At 64.7% G+C, this 17,131-nt stretch carries 13 protein-coding genes; 8 read left to right on the forward strand and 5 right to left on the reverse strand.

Translation table 11 applies throughout. From position 1 onward, the window contains the following. The 7 genes from JWR89_RS01490 to glpK all read left to right on the forward strand — a co-directional run. Nucleotides 1-1,905: 3-hydroxyacyl-CoA dehydrogenase NAD-binding domain-containing protein (locus tag JWR89_RS01490; protein WP_299710858.1), on the forward strand; the 1,905-nt coding region annotated here is incomplete at its 5' end. A 208-nt stretch (nucleotides 1,906-2,113) separates the two neighbouring features. After that, nucleotides 2,114-3,799 carry a dicarboxylate--CoA ligase PimA gene (gene pimA, locus JWR89_RS01495; RefSeq protein WP_299710860.1) on the forward strand — a complete coding sequence of 562 codons (1,686 nt, stop codon included), beginning with the start codon at nucleotides 2,114-2,116 and terminating at the stop codon, nucleotides 3,797-3,799. Then, entirely contained in the window at nucleotides 3,796-4,983 is a 1,188-nt protein-coding gene (locus JWR89_RS01500) for an acetyl-CoA C-acyltransferase (protein WP_299710862.1), read from the forward strand. The genes pimA and JWR89_RS01500 overlap by 4 nt, the downstream gene beginning before the upstream one ends. 23 nt (nucleotides 4,984-5,006) lie before the next feature. After that, complete coding sequence (pimC, locus tag JWR89_RS01505; protein WP_299710864.1) at nucleotides 5,007-6,197, forward strand: pimeloyl-CoA dehydrogenase large subunit; 1,191 nt, start codon at nucleotides 5,007-5,009, stop codon at nucleotides 6,195-6,197. A gap of 166 nt (nucleotides 6,198-6,363) precedes the next feature. Then, entirely contained in the window at nucleotides 6,364-7,509 is a 1,146-nt protein-coding gene (pimD, locus tag JWR89_RS01510; RefSeq protein WP_299710867.1) for a pimeloyl-CoA dehydrogenase small subunit, read from the forward strand. Between the two features lie 147 nt (nucleotides 7,510-7,656). Further along, entirely contained in the window at nucleotides 7,657-8,427 is a 771-nt protein-coding gene (locus JWR89_RS01515) for an SDR family oxidoreductase (protein ID WP_299710870.1), read from the forward strand. Nucleotides 8,428-8,618: 191 nt separating this feature from the next. Beyond that, nucleotides 8,619-10,115, forward strand: a complete 1,497-nt coding sequence (gene glpK, locus JWR89_RS01520; RefSeq protein ID WP_299710874.1) for a glycerol kinase GlpK — start codon at nucleotides 8,619-8,621, stop codon at nucleotides 10,113-10,115. A gap of 100 nt (nucleotides 10,116-10,215) precedes the next feature. Here the strand turns inward: glpK and JWR89_RS01525 are convergent, their stop codons facing one another. The 5 genes from JWR89_RS01525 to JWR89_RS01545 all read right to left on the reverse strand — a co-directional run bounded on the left by JWR89_RS01525 (nucleotide 10,216) and on the right by JWR89_RS01545 (nucleotide 16,117). Further along, nucleotides 10,216-10,518: a hypothetical protein gene (locus JWR89_RS01525; protein ID WP_299710877.1), complete on the reverse strand. Its 303-nt coding sequence runs from the start codon at nucleotides 10,516-10,518 to the stop codon at nucleotides 10,216-10,218. 36 nt (nucleotides 10,519-10,554) lie between these two features. Next, nucleotides 10,555-10,800 (reverse strand): hypothetical protein, encoded by a 246-nt coding sequence (locus tag JWR89_RS01530; RefSeq protein ID WP_299710880.1) that lies wholly within the window; start codon nucleotides 10,798-10,800, stop codon nucleotides 10,555-10,557. A 207-nt stretch (nucleotides 10,801-11,007) separates the two neighbouring features. Then, nucleotides 11,008-14,907: a methionine synthase gene (gene metH / locus JWR89_RS01535; protein WP_299710883.1), complete on the reverse strand. Its 3,900-nt coding sequence runs from the start codon at nucleotides 14,905-14,907 to the stop codon at nucleotides 11,008-11,010. 1 nt (nucleotide 14,908) lies between these two features. Continuing rightward, nucleotides 14,909-15,805 carry a methylenetetrahydrofolate reductase [NAD(P)H] gene (gene metF, locus JWR89_RS01540; protein WP_299710886.1) on the reverse strand — a complete coding sequence of 299 codons (897 nt, stop codon included), beginning with the start codon at nucleotides 15,803-15,805 and terminating at the stop codon, nucleotides 14,909-14,911. Between the two features lie 102 nt (nucleotides 15,806-15,907). Continuing rightward, the gene (locus JWR89_RS01545) at nucleotides 15,908-16,117 is read right to left on the reverse strand and encodes a hypothetical protein (RefSeq protein WP_299710889.1); all 210 of its coding nucleotides are present in this window, start codon (nucleotides 16,115-16,117) and stop codon (nucleotides 15,908-15,910) included. Between the two features lie 119 nt (nucleotides 16,118-16,236). On the opposite strand from JWR89_RS01545, the gene JWR89_RS01550 reads away from it, so the two are divergent. Continuing rightward, a partial coding sequence (locus JWR89_RS01550) for an LLM class flavin-dependent oxidoreductase (protein ID WP_299710892.1) occupies nucleotides 16,237-17,131 on the forward strand: 895 nt, incomplete at its 3' end.

The following is a 17,131-nucleotide window of genomic DNA, read 5'->3' on the forward strand; positions in this document are numbered from 1 at the left end:
GGTGCCGACATTACCGAATTCGGCAAGCCGCCGAAGCCGCCGGGTCTGCATGAAGTGCTGGACCTGATGGAGGCCAGCCCCAAGCCGATCGTTGCCGCGATTCACGGCACGGCGCTGGGTGGCGGTCTCGAAGTCGCACTGACGTGCCATTTTCGCGTTGCAACCAAGGAAGCCAAGCTCGGCCTGCCCGAAGTGAAACTTGGCCTGCTGCCGGGCGCCGGCGGCACCCAGCGGCTGCCGCGCGCGATCGGCCCCGAACTCGCCGTCAAGATGATCGTCGGCGGCGATCCGATCAGCGCACAGGAGGCGCTGAAGCAGGGTCTGATCGAGGAGATCGTCGAGGATCGCGTCGCCGGCGGCGTCGCCTTCGCGCGCAAGGCGGCGCAGGAGAACCGGCCGCTGCGCAAGCTGAAGGATGACGACAGCAAGCTGGAGGCGGCCCGGAAAGACCGCTCGATCTTCACCAACGCCGTGCAGGCGATGACCAAGAAGGCACGCGGGCTCGAGGCTCCGTTCGCGGCGGCGGACGCCGTCGGTGCGGCGATCGACCTGCCGTTCGAGCAGGGCCTCCAGAAAGAACGCGAAGGCTTCCTGAAGCTGGTCAGCGGCGACCAGTCGAAGGCGCAGCGCTACGCGTTCTTCGCCGAGCGCGAGGCCGCCAAGGTGTCCGGCGTGCCCGAGGGCACCAAGGACCGCGAGATCAAGCGGGTCGCCATCATCGGCGCCGGCACGATGGGCGGTGGCATCGCGATGTCGTTCGCCAATGCCGGCATTCCCGTGACGCTGATCGAGACTGGCGAAGACCAGCTCAAGCGCGGCATGGGCGTGATGCAGAAGAACTACGAGAACACCGCGGCGCGCGGTGGCATTCCGGCCGACGCCCCGGCCAAGCGGATGGGCCTGATCAACGGCGTCGTCGGCCTCGAGAACGTCAAGGACGCGGACCTCGTCATCGAGGCGGTGTTCGAGACCATGGCGATCAAGAAGGAAGTCTTCACCGCGCTGGACGCCTACGCCAAGCCCGGCGCCATCCTCGCCAGCAATACGTCCTATCTCGACATCAACCAGATCGCCGCCGTCACCAAGCGCCCGCAGGACGTGCTCGGCATGCACTTCTTCTCGCCGGCCAACGTCATGAAGCTGTGCGAGATCGTCCGTGCCGAAAAGACGGCGCCGGATGCGCTGGTGACCGCGGTGGCGGTCGCGCGAAAAATCGCCAAGGTGCCGGCGGTGGTCGGCGTCTCCGATGGTTTCGTCGGCAACCGCATGCTGGCGGCCCGCTCCAAGCAGTCCGAGAAGCTGCTGTTCGAAGGCGCGTTGCCGCAGCAGGTCGATGCCGTCGTCACCAAATTCGGCATGCCGATGGGTCCGTTCGCCATGGGCGATCTCGCCGGCCTCGACATCGGCTGGCGCTCGCGCCAGGACCGCGGCATCAAGTCGCCGATCGCCGACGGGCTTTATGAAGCCGGTCGTCACGGCCAGAAGACCGGCAAGGGCTACTACAAGTACGAAACCGGCTCGCGCGCGCCGATCCCCGATCCGGAAGTCGAGAAGCTGATCGACGATACCTGCAAGAGCCTCGGTCTGACCCGTCGCATCGTCAGCGACGAGGAAATCCTCGAGCGCATGATGTATCCGATGATCAACGAGGGCGCCCGCATTCTGGAAGAGAAAGTCGCCTCGCGTCCCAGCGACATCGACGTGATCTGGCTGTACGGCTACGGCTGGCCGATCTACAGGGGCGGCCCGATGTTCTACGCCGACAGCGTCGGCCTCAAGCACATCGTCGAACGGTTGTCCTATTATGCCAAGGCGACCAACGATCCCTCGCTGGAGCCGTCAGCGCTGCTCAAGCGTTTGGCGGACGAGGGCAAGACGTTTGCATCGTTGGCCAAGGCTGCGTGATGGAAATGGCGGCATTCGACGGTCGCCGTGGAGCTTCTCCCTCCCCCCGCACTTGCGGTGGGGAAGGTGGCCGGCCGCCAGGCCGGCCGGATCGGGGGCAACCACGAGTCACGTCGCTCGTGGCGCCCCCCACCCCGACCCTCCCCACCGCAAGTGCGGGGGGAGGGAGCGCTGATGGTGTGCCCGCCTTACGGAAGCTGGAAGCCGCATGATGTATCCCGGCGAACAATTCTATCCCGAGGGCGTGCGCTGGGATGCGCCGATTGCGCGCGGCACGCTGCCCGATCTGCTGTCCACCGCGGCGTCCGAGTTCGGCGACCGCATTTCGATCGAATTCCGCGACCGCGGCATCAGCTTCAACGAGTTGGAAGCCAAGGTTGAGATCGCCGCCGCGGCGTTTCTCCGCGCCGGCTACGGCAAAGGCGCTTCGATCGCGCTGTTCCTCGGCAATACGCCGGACCATCCGGTAAACTTCTTCGGCGCGCTGAAGGCCGGCGCGCGGCTGGTGCATCTGTCGCCGCTCGACGGCGAGCGCGCGCTGTCGCACAAGCTCAGCGACTCCGGCGCCCGCGTGCTGGTCACCAGCAACCTCGCCACCCTGATGCCGATGGCGCTGAAATTTCTCGACAAGGGTCTGCTCGACAAGCTGATCGTCTGCGAGGACGACGACTGGGGCGCGGTCGGCAATCCGCAGATTCCACTGCCTGCCAATCCGAAGATCGTCACCTTCAAGCAATTCATCTTCGGCGCGACGGCGCCGTCACAGTGGCCGGCGATTTCGCCTGATGACGTCGCGCTGCTGCAATATACCGGCGGCACCACCGGGCTGCCGAAGGGCGCGATGCTGAGCCACAGCAATCTGACCTCGGCCGTGTCGATCTACACCGTGTGGGGGGCGGGCGCGCGCGCCGAGCGCAACGTCGTCGAACGTGTGATCTGCGTGCTGCCGCTGTTCCACATCTACGCGCTCACCGTGGTGTTGCTCAGCCGCATCAGCCTCGGCGACGTCATCTCGCTGCATCAGCGCTTTGATGCCGGTGCCGTGCTCAACGATATCGAAAACAAGCGCGCGACGATTTTCCCGGGCGTGCCGACCATGTGGATCGCCATTGCCAGCGATCCCAGCCTGGAGACCCGCGACCTGTCGTCGCTGGTGTCGGCCGGGTCGGGCGGTGCGCCGCTGCCCGTCGAAGTGGCGCGCCTGTTCGAGGTCAAGACCGGTCTCAAGCTGAAGAGCGGCTGGGGCATGACGGAGACCTGTTCGCCCGGCACCGCGCATCCTCCCACCGGGCCGGACAAGCCGGGCTCGATCGGGCTGATGATGCCGGGCATCGAGATGGATGTGGTGTCGCTCGACGATCCCGCGAAAGTATTGCCGGCCGGCCAAACCGGCGAGATCCGCATCAAGGGCCCCAATGTCACCCGGGGCTACTTGAACCGGGAAAAGGAATCCGCGGAATCCTTCGTCGGCGACCACTTCCTGACCGGCGACATCGGCTACATGGACCCCGACGGCTATTTCTATATTGTCGATCGCAAGAAGGACATGATCATCTCCGGCGGCTTCAATGTCTATCCGCAGATGATCGAGCAGGCGATCTACGAACACCCCGGTGTGCAGGAGGTGATCGTGATCGGCATTGCCGATGAATACCGCGGCGAGGCCGCCAAGGCCTTCATCAAGCTGCGCGGCAATACTGCGCCGTTCAGTCTCGACGAGCTCCGCACGTTCCTCACCGGCAAACTCGGCAAACACGAACTGCCCGTCGCGGTGGACTTCGTCGATGATCTGCCGCGCACCGCGGTCGGAAAACTCTCTCGCCACGCCTTGCGTGGCCTGCAACCCACGCCAACTATCAATCAACAACAAACCGCCACCGGAGGCCGCCCATGACTGAAGCCGTTATCGTTTCCACCGCACGCACCCCGATCGGCAAGGCCTATCGCGGCGCCCTTAATGCCACCGAAGGCGCGACCCTGCTCGGCCATGCCATCGAGCACGCCGTGAAGCGCGCCGGGCTGGACCCGAAGGAAATCGAGGACGTGGTGATGGGCGCCGCGCTGCAGCAGGGCTCCACCGGCGGCAACATCGCCCGCAAGGCGCTGCTCCGCGCCGGGCTCCCGGTCACCGCCGGCGGCACCACCATCGATCGGCAGTGCGCTTCAGGCCTGCAGGCGATCGCGCTGGCGGCGCGCTCGGTGATCTTCGACGGCGTCGAGATCGCGGTCGGCGGCGGCGGCGAGTCGATCTCGCTGGTGCAGAATGACCACGCCAACCAGTTTCACACGGTCGATCCCGAACTGATGAAGATCAAGTCCGACGTCTACATGCCGATGCTCGACACCGCCGAGACCGTCGCCAAGCGCTACAACATCTCCCGCGAGCGCCAGGACGAGTACTCGCTCGAAAGCCAGCGCCGTACCGCAGCCGCCCAGCAGGGCGGCAAGTTCAACGACGAGATCGCCGCCATCAGCACGAAGATGGGCGTTGCCGACAAGGCCACCGGCGAAGTGACCTTCAAGGACATCACGCTGTCTAAGGATGAAGGTCCGCGTCCCGAAACCACGGCCGAGGGCCTTGCCGGTCTGAAGGCCGTGCGCGGCGAAGGTTTTTCGATCACCGCCGGCAACGCCAGCCAGCTTTCCGATGGCGCCAGCGCCACCGTGATCATGAGCGACAAGCTCGCGGCGTCGAAGGGCCTGACCCCGCTCGGCATTTTCCGCGGGTTCGTCTCGGCGGGCTGCGAGCCGGACGAGATGGGCATCGGCCCGGTATTCGCCGTGCCGCGTCTGCTGAAGCGCCATGGCCTCAAGGTCGAGGACATCGATCTCTGGGAACTGAATGAAGCCTTCGCCGTGCAGGTGATCTATTGCCGCGACAAGCTCGGCATCGATCCGGAAAAGCTGAACGTCAATGGCGGCGCGATCTCGGTCGGCCATCCCTACGGCATGTCGGGCGCGCGCCTGACCGGCCACGCGCTGATCGAAGGCCGTCGCCGCAAGGCCAAGTACGCTGTCGTCACCATGTGCGTCGGCGGCGGCATGGGCTCCGCCGGCCTGTTCGAAATCATCCACTAACCACTCGCTCACAGGAGGATCCGATGGATCTCAACTTCAGCAAGGAAGAAGTCGCGTTTCGCGATGAAGTCCGCGCCTTTTTCAAGGATCACGTGCCGCCGTCGACGCGGCAGAAAATGGCGGAGGGCCGTCATCTCAGCAAGGACGAGATGGTGGCCTGGTGGCGCATCCTCAACGACAAGGGCTGGGGCGTGACGCACTGGCCGAAGGAATATGGCGGCACCGGCTGGACCTCGGTGCAGCACTACATCTTCAACGAGGAGCTGCAGATGGTGCCGGCGCCGGCGCCGCTCGCCTTCGGCGTCAGCATGGTCGGCCCGGTGATCTACACCTTCGGCAACGAGGCGCAGAAGAAGCGCTTCCTGCCGCGCATCGCCAGCGTCGAGGATTTCTGGTGCCAGGGCTTTTCCGAGCCCGGCTCCGGTTCCGATCTGGCCTCGCTGAAGACCAAGGCCGAGCGCAAGGGCGACAAGTGGATCATCAACGGCCAGAAGACCTGGACCACGCTGGCGCAGTACGCCGACTGGATCTTCTGTCTGTGCCGCACCGACCCCACCGCCAAGAAGCAGTCCGGCATTTCCTTCATCCTGGTCGACATGAAGACCCCGGGCATCACCGTGCGCCCGATCGTCACCATCGATGGCGGACGCGAAGTCAACGAAGTGTTCTTCGATGACGTCGAGGTGCCCTACGAGAATCTCGTCGGCGAGGAGAACAAGGGCTGGGACTACGCCAAATTCCTGCTCGGCAACGAACGCACCGGCATCGCCCGGGTCGGTGTTTCCAAGGAGCGCATCCGTCGCATCAAGGAACTTGCCGCGAAGGTCGAGTCCAACGGCAAGCCGGTGGCCGACGACCAGAAGTTCCGCGAAAAGCTGGCGATGATCGAAATCGAGTTGAAGGCGCTCGAACTGACGCAGCTGCGCGTCGTCGCCGACGAAGGCAAGCACGGCAAGGGCAAGCCCAACCCGGCGTCTTCGGTGCTGAAGATCAAGGGCTCGGAAATCCAGCAGGCGACGACGGAGTTGCTGATGGAGGTGATCGGCCCGTTCGCCGCGCCCTATGACGAGCATGGCGACGACGGCAGCAACGAGGCGATGGAATGGACCGCGCAGATCGCGCCGAGCTATTTCAACAACCGCAAGGTCTCGATCTACGGCGGCTCCAACGAGATTCAGCGCAACATCATCACCAAGGCCGTGCTGGGGCTGTAGCGCCGTCATCCGTCATGGCCGGGCGAGGGCGCGTTTCGCGCCCGATGTCCCGGCCATCCACGTCTGCCTTTTCGCCACCCATCGTGGATGGCCGGGACAAGCCCGGCCACGACGCGGAAAGGCCGATCCTAAATAACAGGCTTCCGATTAGCCGGGGAAAACAACAATGGATTTCGATTTGTCGGAGGAGCAGCGTCTCCTCAAGGATAGCGTCGACGGGCTGCTGAAGGCGTCCTACGATTTTGATCAGCGCAAGAAGTACCGCGCCGAGAGGGGCGGCTGGAGCAAGAGCCTGTGGAACAAGCTGGCGGAGCAGGGCCTGCTCGGCCTGCCGTTCACCGAAGAAGAAGGCGGCTTCGGCGCCGGCGCGGTGGAAACCATGATCGTGATGGAATCCCTCGGCAAGGCGCTGGTGGTTGAGCCCTATCTCGCTACGGTGGTGCTCGGCGGCGGGTTCTTGCGCCGCGGCGGCTCGGCGGCGCAGAAGGAGGCCTACATTCCTGCCATCATCGACGGCAGCAAGACGCTGGCCTTCGCGCAGCTCGAGAAAAATTCGCGCTACGATCTCGGCGATGTCGCCACCTCGGCGAAAAAGACCGCCAATGGCTGGACCATCGACGGCGAGAAATTCGTCGTGCTGAACGGCGAGAACGCCGACACCTTGATCGTCACCGCGCGCACGGCAGGCGGCCAGCGCGACCGCAACGGCGTCGGCGTGTTCCTGGTGCCGGCCAATGCCAAGGGCGTCAGCATCAAGGGCTATCCAACCCAGGACGGCCTGCATGCCGCCGACATCACCTTCACGTCCGTTGAAGTGGGGGCCGACGCTGTCATCGGCGATCCCGCCAACGGCCTGCCGCTGGTCGAGACTGTGGTCGATGACGCCCGCATCGCGCTGTGCGCCGAGGCGGTCGGCGAGATGGACGAGTCGCTGAAATCGACGGTCGAATATCTCAAGACCCGCACCCAGTTCGGCGTCGCCATCGGCACCTTCCAGGTGCTGCAGCATCGCGCCGCCGACATGTTCGTCGCGGTGGAGCAGGCGAGGTCGATGGCGATGTTCGCCACCATGGCGAGCGATTTCGACGACGCCGCGGAACGCGCCAAGGCGGTGTCGGCCGCCAAGGTGCAGATCGGCAAGTCGCTGAAGTTCGTCGGCGAACAGGCGATCCAGCTCCATGGCGGCGTCGGTATGACCCAGGAGTACAAGATCGGCCACTACTTCAAGCGGCTGACCATGATCGAAAGCACGTTTGGCGATACGGATTATCACCTGCGCCGCGTCACCGACGCCGGCGGGTTGAATAGCTAAGGTCACCGGCTTCTCAACGTCATTGCGAGGAGCGAAGCGACGCGGCAATCCAGAGAGCCTCACACGCAGTCTGGATTGCTTCGTCGCAAGGGCTCCTCGCAATGACGGGGAGAGTGAGTGCAAAACAATAAAAACAGGGAGTCCTCCGTGAACAACCCGTTCGATCTCACCGGCAAGGTCGCCGTCATCACCGGCTCCAGCCGCGGCATCGGCCGTGCTTCGGCCGAACTGCTGGCCAAACTCGGCGCGAAGGTCGTGGTCTCCAGCCGCAAGGCGGACGCCTGCGAGGAAGTCGCCGAAGGCATCCGCCGCGACGGCGGCGATGCGCACGTGATCCCCTGCAACATTTCGCGAAAGGACGAGATCGCGGGACTGATTGCCGGCACCGTGAAGCACTACGGCCCGATCGATATCCTGGTCTGCAACGCCGCCGTAAATCCCTATTACGGACCGCTGCTCGATATCCCCGACGAAGCCTTCGACAAGATCATGGGCTCCAACGTCAAGAGCAACATCTGGCTGTGCGCACAGACCATCCCGGCGATGGCCGAGCGCGGCCGCGGCTCCGTCATCATCATCTCCTCGATCGGCGGATTGCGTGGCTCCACGGTGATCGGCGGCTACGGCATCTCCAAGGCCGCGGATTTCTCGCTGTGCCGCAGCCTCGCAGGCGAGTGGGGCCCGAAAGGCGTCCGCGTCAACTGCATCGCGCCCGGCCTGGTGAAGACCGATTTCGCCAAGGCGCTGTGGGAAGACCCTGACAACCTCAAGCGCCGCACCGCCACCACGCCGTTGCGCCGGATCGGCGAACCGCACGAGATCGCTGGCGCGGTGGCCTATCTCGGCTCGGACTCCTCGACCTTCATGACCGGCCAGGCCATCGTCATCGACGGCGGCGTGACGACGGCAGGGGTGTAGTCTTGCTTACCCTCCCCTGAAGGGGGAGGGTCGATCAACAGCGCGCGAAGCGCGATGTTGATCGGGGTGGGGTGACATGTTCATCCGCAGGCTTCTCCGCGTGCCGCTTCACCCCACCCCGTCTCGATCCGCGCTGCGCGCGGTTCTCGCCGACCCTCCCCCTCCAAGGGAGGGTAAGAAAGGAAACGCCGATGCCCTTCATCCTCGCCATCGATCAGGGCACCACCTCCTCGCGGGCGATGGTGTTTCGCGAGGACATTTCCATCGCCGCCGCCGCGCAGCAGGAATTCCCGCAGCATTTTCCCGCCTCCGGCTGGGTCGAGCACGAGCCCGACGACATCTGGTCATCGACGCTGCAGGTCTGCCGCGACGCGATGGCGAAGGCCGGCGCGGCGGCGAAGGATATCGCCGCGATCGGCATCACCAACCAGCGCGAAACCACCGTGGTGTGGGATCGCTCGACCGGGCAGGCGGTGCACCGCGCCATTGTCTGGCAGGACCGCCGGACTGCGGAGATCTGTGCGCAGCTCAAGGCCGACGGCCACGAGCCGATGATCTCGAAAAAGACCGGCCTGATCGTCGATCCGTATTTTTCCGGCACCAAGGTGGCGTGGATTCTCGACCACGTCCCCGGCGCGCGGGCCCGCGCCGAGCGCGGCGAGTTGTTGTTCGGCACCGTCGATTGCTATCTGCTGTGGCGGCTCACCGGGGGCGCGGTACATGCCACCGACGCCACCAATGCCTCGCGCACGCTGCTGTTCAACATCCATACCGGCGATTGGGACAACGACCTGCTGCGGCTGCTGCGCGTGCCTGCCGCGATGCTGCCGGAGGTCAAGGATTCCTCCGCCGACTTCGGCACCACCACGACCGACCTGTTCGGCGGCGTCATCGCCATCTCCGGCATCGCCGGCGACCAGCAGGCCGCCACCATCGGCCAGGCCTGCTTCGCGCCCGGCATGATCAAGTCGACCTACGGCACCGGCTGCTTCGCGCTGCTCAACACCGGCACCACCCCGGTGGCGTCCAAAAACAAGCTGCTGACCACCATCGCCTATCAGCTCGGCGGCGTCCGGACTTACGCGCTGGAGGGCTCGATCTTCGTCGCGGGCTCCGCCGTGCAATGGCTGCGCGATGGTCTGGGCATCATCAAATCCGCCGCGGAGACCGGCCCGCTCGCCGAACAATCCGACCACGCGCAGTCGGTCTATCTGGTGCCGGCCTTTGTCGGGCTCGGCGCGCCCTACTGGAATCCCGACGTGCGCGGCGCGTTGTTCGGCCTGACCCGCAACACCGGCCCGGCCGAGCTGGCGCATGCCGCGCTGGAAAGTGTCTGCTACCAGACGGTCGATCTGCTGGCGGCGATGCGCGCCGACTGGCCGGATGCCGACGCCGCCAACATCGTGCTGCGCGTCGATGGCGGTATGACAGCCTCGGACTGGACCCTGCAGCGCCTGGCTGATCTGCTGGACGCGCCGGTGGACCGCCCGATGATCCAGGAAACCACCGCGCTCGGCGCCGCCTATCTCGCCGGTCTGCGTGCGGGGCTGTATCCCGAGCCGGCGAAATTCGCCGACAACTGGCGGCTCGAGCACCGCTTCAGGCCGAACATGAGCGAGGCGACGCGGACGCGAAAGCTTGCGGGCTGGGCGCGCGCCGTGAAAGGGCTGCTGGCGAGCGATCAGTAACGCGCGTGGCAGGGCCAACCGCATTCAGCAATCATCCAACAAAAAGGCCGCCCTCGCGGGCGGCCTTTCGTTTCGGCCCGAGGCCGAAAATGTTCTCCGGTTACCAGCCGCGGCCGCCGCCGAAGCTGAATCCGATGCTCGGGCCGCCGCCGCCATAGTAACCACGGCGCTCGTAGCCACGATCATAGCCGCGATCGTAACCGCCGCCGTAACCGTAGCCGCGCTGCACGTAACGCGGGCCGCGGGTGCGGTAGCAGCGGCCGTATTCGTCGCACACCAGCCGTACCTGTTCGGTAGCGATACCCGCTTCAGCGCCGACCGCGGATGGGCTGAGCGGCGCGGCACCGGCCGCGGTGGTGAGCAGAGCAGTCGCCGCAGCGATCGATAGAATGAGCTTTTTCATGGGTCTCTCCGGTTTGATGGGATCGGTGGCCGTTGCTTAACGCCAGCCGCGAGACCAGCCATAATGATGTCCACGTCCGCGGTTCCAGCCGTAGTGATGGCCGCGTCCGCCGCGTCCCATGCCGTGATGGCCGCCATGTCCATGGCCGCCGCGCACCTGGATCACGTCGCTTTCAGTCGTCGTCGAAGGTGCCAGTGGGCTTACGGGCATCGCCGTCGCCGGTAGCATCAGGCCCAGCCCGAGCAGGGCGGCGGCTGCGGCCGCGATGATCGTTCGTTTCATGTGATCTCTCCAGCGCGATAGCGCGCACGACAAGCGATGGCGGGCGGCGTTGTTCCACTTCGCCTGACGATGAGTGGGTATCACGTGTGAAAGGTATGTGAGGGCCGGTCGTCGATGCCGCCGCGTCGCCGTGTAGAAAGCGGGGCCCCGGATCTGCGAAGCAAACCTTCGTATTGCATCGTGTCCGGGGGAACCGCGCGGTGAAGCCTATTTCGCTCCCACCGCCCTGCCGCGGTACTGCAGATGCACCGCGCAGTTGCAGCCCGGCGGATGCGAGGCCATTTCCTTGGCGGTTTCCTTGGCCGCGATGTCGTTGGCAGGCGCCGTCGCCGGCGTGGCCGTCATGGCTTCCTTGACGCGGCGATCCTGCTCGGACTGGTCTTGGGTCGGAATGTAGTTCAGCACCGGGGCTAGCCAGCGCTCGCTCTCCGCCAGCGTCCAGCCCTTGCGCGTCGCGTAGTCCTGCACCTGGTCGCGCTCGACCTTGCCGACGCCGAAATAGTAGCTCTCGGGATGGCTGAAATACACGCCGGACACAGATGAGCCCGGCCACATCGCGTAGCTTTCGGTCAGCGTCACGCCGGCCGTGTTCTCCGCATCGAGCAGCCGGAACAGGGTTGCCTTCTCGGTGTGATCGGGCTGCGCGGGATAGCCGGGGGCCGGGCGGATGCCCTGGTACTTTTCCAGGATCAGTTCGTCGACCGGCAGGTTCTCGTCCGGCGCATAACCCCAGAACTCCTTTCGCACGCGCAGATGCATCCGCTCGGCAAAGGCCTCGGCGAGACGATCCGCCAGCGCCTGGCACAGGATCGCGGAGTAGTCGTCATTGGCGTTCTTGAAGCGGTTGGCGATGATGTCCTCGCCGATCCCCGCGGTGACCACGAACGCGCCCATGTAGTCCGGCACGCCCGACGTCACAGGCGCGATGAAATCCGACAGCGCGGCGTTGAAGCGGCCATCGCGCTTCACCAGTTGCTGGCGCAGCGTGTACAGCGTGGCGATCGGCGTGGTGCGGGTCTCGTCTTCATAGAGCACGATGTCGTCGCCGACGGCGTTGGCCGGCCAGAAGCCAATCGTCGCCTGCGCCTTGAACCAGTTTTCGTTGATGATCAGCTTCAGCATTTTTTGCGCGTCGGCGTACAGTGAGGTCGCGACCTCACCGACCTTGTCGTCCTTCAGGATCGCCGGAAAACGACCGGCCAGTTCCCAGGTCTGGAAGAATGGCGTCCAGTCGATGTATTCGGCGAGCTCGGCCAGCGGATAGTCGCTGAACGACTTGACGCCGAGAAACGTCGGCTTCTTCGGCGGCGCCTTGGTGAAATCGATCACCAACCCATTGGCTCGCGCGTCCGTCAGCTTCAGCCGCTTCTTGTCGGCTTGGGCGCGGAAATGCGCGGCGGAAATCTTGGCGTAGTCGGCGCGGATTTCCGCGGCATAGGCGTCGCGGCGATCTTCCGACATCAGCGACGACGCGACGCCAACGGCGCGGCTGGCGTCGTTGACATGCACCACCGGGCCGTTCTTGTAATTCGGATCGATCTTCACCGCGGTATGCACGCGGCTCGTGGTCGCACCGCCGATCAGCAGCGGCACGTTAAGGCCCTGGCGCTGCAACTCGCCGGCCAGAAAACTCATCTCGTCGAGCGACGGTGTGATCAGGCCTGACAGGCCAATGATGTCGGCATTCTCGGCCTTCGCGGTCTCGATGATTTTTGACGCCGGCACCATGACGCCGAGATCGATGACTTCAAAATTGTTGCACTGGAGCACGATGCCCACAATGTTCTTGCCGATGTCGTGGACGTCGCCCTTGACGGTGGCGAGTACGATCTTGCCGGCGTTCTTGCGGCCGTCGCCGGTGATGCCGGCGGCCAGGTTGTCGGCCTTCTCCTGCTCCATGAACGGCATCAGCCAGGCCACCGCCTGCTTCATCACGCGGGCGGACTTCACCACCTGCGGCAGGAACATCTTGCCGTCGCCGAACAGGTCGCCGACGATGTTCATGCCGTCCATCAGCGGGCCTTCGATGACGTGCAGCGGACGCACAACAGTCAGGCGCGCGGCCTCGGTGTCTTCGTCGATATATTCGGTGATGCCGTGCACCAGCGCATGAGATAGCCGCTTCTCCACCGGCCATTCGCGCCAGGCGAGGTCCTTCTCTTTGACTTCCTTGCCCTGGCCGCGGAATTTTTCCGCCAGCTCGAGCAGGCGCTCGGATGCGCCGGGATCGCGGTTCAGGATGACGTCTTCGCAGACCTGGCGCAGCTCGGGGTCGATGTCGTCATAGACGATCATCTGCCCGGCATTGACGATGCCCATGTCCATGCCCGCCTTGATGGCGTGATACAGGAACACCGAATGCATGGCTTCGCGCACCGGCTCGTTGCCGCGGAACGAGAACGACAGGTTCGACACGCCGCCGGAAATATGCGCGTGAGGCAGGTTCGAGCGGATCCACCTGACAGCCTCGATGAAATCGACGCCGTAATTATTGTGCTCTTCGAGACCGGTCGCAATGGCAAAGATGTTGGGATCGAAGATGATGTCTTCCGGCGGGAAGTCGAGCTGATCCACCAGGATGTCGTAGGCGCGCTTGCAGATCTCGGTCTTGCGCGCAAACGTGTCGGCCTGACCGACCTCGTCGAACGCCATCACGACCACGGCCGCGCCATGGCGGCGTGCGATTTTCGCCTCGTGGATGAATTTGGCTTCGCCTTCCTTCATCGAGATTGAATTCACCACCGGCTTGCCCTGCACGCATTTCAGGCCGGCTTCAATGACGGAGAATTTCGACGAATCGACCATCACCGGGACGCGGGCGATGTCCGGCTCGGCGGCGACGAGGTTGAGGAACGTGACCATCGCGGCTTCAGAATCCAGAAGCCCTTCATCCATGTTGATGTCGATGATCTGCGCGCCGTTCTCGACCTGGTCGCGGGCCACCTGGAGGGCGGCGGTGTAATCACCGGCAGTGACCAGCTTGCGGAATTTCGCGGAGCCGGTGACGTTGGTGCGCTCGCCCACATTGACGAAGGGAATCGCCGGCGTGAGCTCGAACGGCTCCAGGCCGGAGAGCCGCAGGCGCGGCTCGATCTCCGGCACGACGCGGGGCTTGTGCGGGGCGACAGCCTTGGCGATGGCTGCGATATGGTCCGGCGTGGTGCCGCAGCAACCGCCGACGATGTTGACGAGGCCGGCGCTGGCGAATTCGCCGATCAGCCCGGCCATGAATTCCGGGCTCTCGTCGTAGGCGCCGAATTCGTTGGGCAGGCCGGCGTTCGGATAGGCGCAGACCAGGGTGTCGGCGACGCGGCCAATATCGGCGATATGCGCGCGCAAATCTTCGGCGCCGAGCGCGCAGTTGAAACCGATGGTGGCCGGCTTGGCATGGCGCACCGAATTCCAGAACGCTTCCGGCAACTGGCCGGACAAAAGGCGGCCGGATTTATCGGTGATGGTGCCGGAGATCATCACGGGCACGTCGATGCCGCGCGCTTCGCAGATTTCCGCGATGGCGTAGAGGCCGGCCTTGGCGTTCAGCGTGTCGAAGATGGTCTCGAGCAGCAGCAGGTCGGCGCCGCCGTCCAAGAGGCCGTTGATCTGCTCGCTATAGGCGATGCGCAAATCATCGAAGGTGACCGCGCGGTAACCGGGGGAGGAGACGTCCGGCGAGATCGAAGCGGTGCGGTTGGTGGGGCCGATGGCGCCGGCGACGAAGCGCGGGCGGCCGTCCTCGGCGCTCACCTTGATCGCCGCATTCTTGGCGAGGCGCGCACCCTCGAAACTCATCTCGTAGGCGATATCGGCGAGGTCGTAGTCGGCCTGCGCGATCGAGGTCGAGGAGAACGTGTTGGTGGCGACGATGTCGGCGCCGGCGCGCAGATATTCGGCGTGAATATCCTCGATCGCCTGCGGTTGCGTCAGGATCAAGAGGTCGTTGTTGCCGCGCAGGTCGCGGTGAAAGTCCTTGTAGCGCTCGCCACGAAACGCGGCCTCGTCGAACTGCAGGCCCTGGATCATGGTGCCCATGGCGCCGTCGAGCACCAGGATGCGCTCAGAGGCGGCTTTCAGCAGTTCGGTACGCTTGGCGGAAACGGGCACGGTCATGTCAGGCAGCCTTCTGCGCGCCGTTCGGCCGGAAGCCAAGCAAATGGCTGATGGCGAAGACGAGGTCGGCGCGGTTCATGGTGTAGAAATGGAAGTCGGTGACGCCGTGCTTGGCAAGCTTCTGCACCTGGCCTGCGGCCACGGTGGCGGCGACCAGCTTGCGGGTTTCGGCGTCGTCGTCGAGGCCGTCGAACTTTTCGTCGAGCCAGGACGGCACGGTGGTGCCGGCGCGGGTCACGAAATTGCGCGCCTGTTTGAAATTGTGCATCGGCATGATGCCGGGCAGGATCGGAATATCGATGCCGCGGGCGCGCACGCGGTCGAGGTAGCGGAAGTACAGGTCGTTGTCGAAGAACACCTGGGTGATGGCGCGGGTCGCGCCGGCATCAACTTTTGCTTTCAGCACATCGATGTCGGCATCGAAGTCCGGGCTTTCCGGATGCTTCTCGGGATAGGCCGACACGGTGACGTCGATGTCCGGATAGCGATTCTTGATGGAGGCTACGAGATCCGCCGAGGTCTGGTAACCTTCGGCATGGGCGACGTAGGGCGTACCAATCCCGGTGGTGGGATCGCCACGCAGCGCCACGATGTGGCGGACGCCGACCTGGTGATATTGCGCCACGACGTCATCGACGTCCTGCTTCGGCGCGTTGACGCAGGTCAGATGCGCGGCCGGCACCAGCGCGGTCTCGTTGAGAATGCGGGTGATGGTGGAATGGGTGCGCTCGCGGGTCGAGCCGCCGGCGCCATAGGTCACCGAGACGAAGTTCGGCGACAGCGGCGCCAGCCGGGTGATGGTCTCCCATAGGCTGCGCTCCATCTCCTCGGTCTTTGGCGGGAAGAACTCGAAGGAAATGTTGGGAAGCCTGGGCTGGCTCGGCGCGATCTCGCTCATGTCTTTAAACTCCACGCGGGCCGCATTGGGCAGGCTGCCATCGGTCAAATTGCCTTGCATCCGGGAATACGGGTGCGCTGCAACAAGATAGGATCAAACTGGCTATTGAAATAGCCCATCCGAAGCGCAGCGGGCATGGGAAATTGCCCATTCGTGGAATTTTGGCTGGGTATATTGCCCGTCAAAACTGATAATGGGCAGGTTCAAAAACCGATTACTGAGTTTGAAAATGTTGAATATTTGTTGATATTGCAAGAGATAATGCAAGGAAAGCGGCTGGCCGTGCTTGAACGGTGGGGTGGGCAGTTTCAAATAATTAGATCTATCCTGATGTTTTTGCCCACAATCCGGCCGTGGCGGCAGCCCCTCCGCCCGGCGGATCTGCGACGTCGCCCCTTTGCCCGCCGGGCTGGACGTCCTAGTTTACCGCCATGATCCCCTTGTCCATTCTCGACCTCTCCGTCGTCGCCACCGGCACGCCACCCTCGGCAGCGCTGCGCAACAGCATCGATCTGGCCGGGCATGCCGACCGGCTCGGCTATGTCCGCTACTGGCTGGCCGAGCACCACAACCTCGCCTCCGTCGCCAGCCCGGCGCCGGACATCATGATCGGCCAGATCGCGGCGGTGACGAAGCACATCCGCGTCGGTTCCGGCGGCGTGATGCTGCCCAACCACGCGCCGCTGGTGGTGGCCGAGCGCTTCAAGATGTTGGAGGCGCTGTTTCCCGGCCGTATCGATCTCGGCCTTGGGCGCGCTCCCGGCACCGACGGCGCCACCGCGCACGCGCTGCGCAGCCGGCTCGATGCCCGCGAGGGCGACGATTTTCTCGAACGGCTCAGCGAGCTGATGCTGTGGGAGACCCGCGAATTCCCGCCCGGCCATCCCTACAACAAGGTGGTGGCGATGCCCGACGACGCGCCGCTGCCGCCGATCTGGCTGCTCGGGTCCAGCGATTACAGTTCGGAGCTCGCCGCGCAGGTCGGGCTGGGCTTTGCCTTTGCGCACCACTTCGCGTCGTTCGATGCCGCCGACGCGCTGGTGCACTATCGGGCGCGCTTCAAGCCGTCGCGCTGGCGCGCCACGCCGCATGGCATTCTGGCGATCGCCGTCATCGTGGCCGAGACAGATGCCGAAGCCGAACGCCTCGCCACCTCCGCCGATCTCAACCGCCTGCGGCGCGACCGCGGCGAATACGCGCCGCTGCCGAGCGTGGAGGAGGCGCTGGCCTATCCCTATACGGAGCGCGAACGCACGGCGATCGCCCGCAACCGCGCGCGGCTATTCGTCGGAAGTCCTGCCACGGTGATGCAGAAACTGCAGCCGC

Origin of the sequence: Tardiphaga sp., assembly GCF_028290785.1 — a bacterium.
In the GTDB taxonomy this organism is placed as follows: domain Bacteria; phylum Pseudomonadota; class Alphaproteobacteria; order Rhizobiales; family Xanthobacteraceae; genus Tardiphaga.

Coding starts and splice junctions, on each gene's coding strand:
- metF (WP_299710886.1), bottom strand. CDS start 15,805: ATGAGCGAGATCGCGCCGAGCCAGCCCAGGCTTCCCAACATTTCCTTC.
- pimA (WP_299710860.1), top strand. CDS start 2,114: ATGATGTATCCCGGCGAACAATTCTATCCCGAGGGCGTGCGCTGGGAT.
- pimC (WP_299710864.1), top strand. CDS start 5,007: ATGGATCTCAACTTCAGCAAGGAAGAAGTCGCGTTTCGCGATGAAGTC.
- JWR89_RS01530 (WP_299710880.1), bottom strand. CDS start 10,800: ATGAAACGAACGATCATCGCGGCCGCAGCCGCCGCCCTGCTCGGGCTG.
- JWR89_RS01525 (WP_299710877.1), bottom strand. CDS start 10,518: ATGAAAAAGCTCATTCTATCGATCGCTGCGGCGACTGCTCTGCTCACC.
- metH (WP_299710883.1), bottom strand. CDS start 14,907: ATGACCGTGCCCGTTTCCGCCAAGCGTACCGAACTGCTGAAAGCCGCC.
- pimD (WP_299710867.1), top strand. CDS start 6,364: ATGGATTTCGATTTGTCGGAGGAGCAGCGTCTCCTCAAGGATAGCGTC.
- JWR89_RS01500 (WP_299710862.1), top strand. CDS start 3,796: ATGACTGAAGCCGTTATCGTTTCCACCGCACGCACCCCGATCGGCAAG.
- glpK (WP_299710874.1), top strand. CDS start 8,619: ATGCCCTTCATCCTCGCCATCGATCAGGGCACCACCTCCTCGCGGGCG.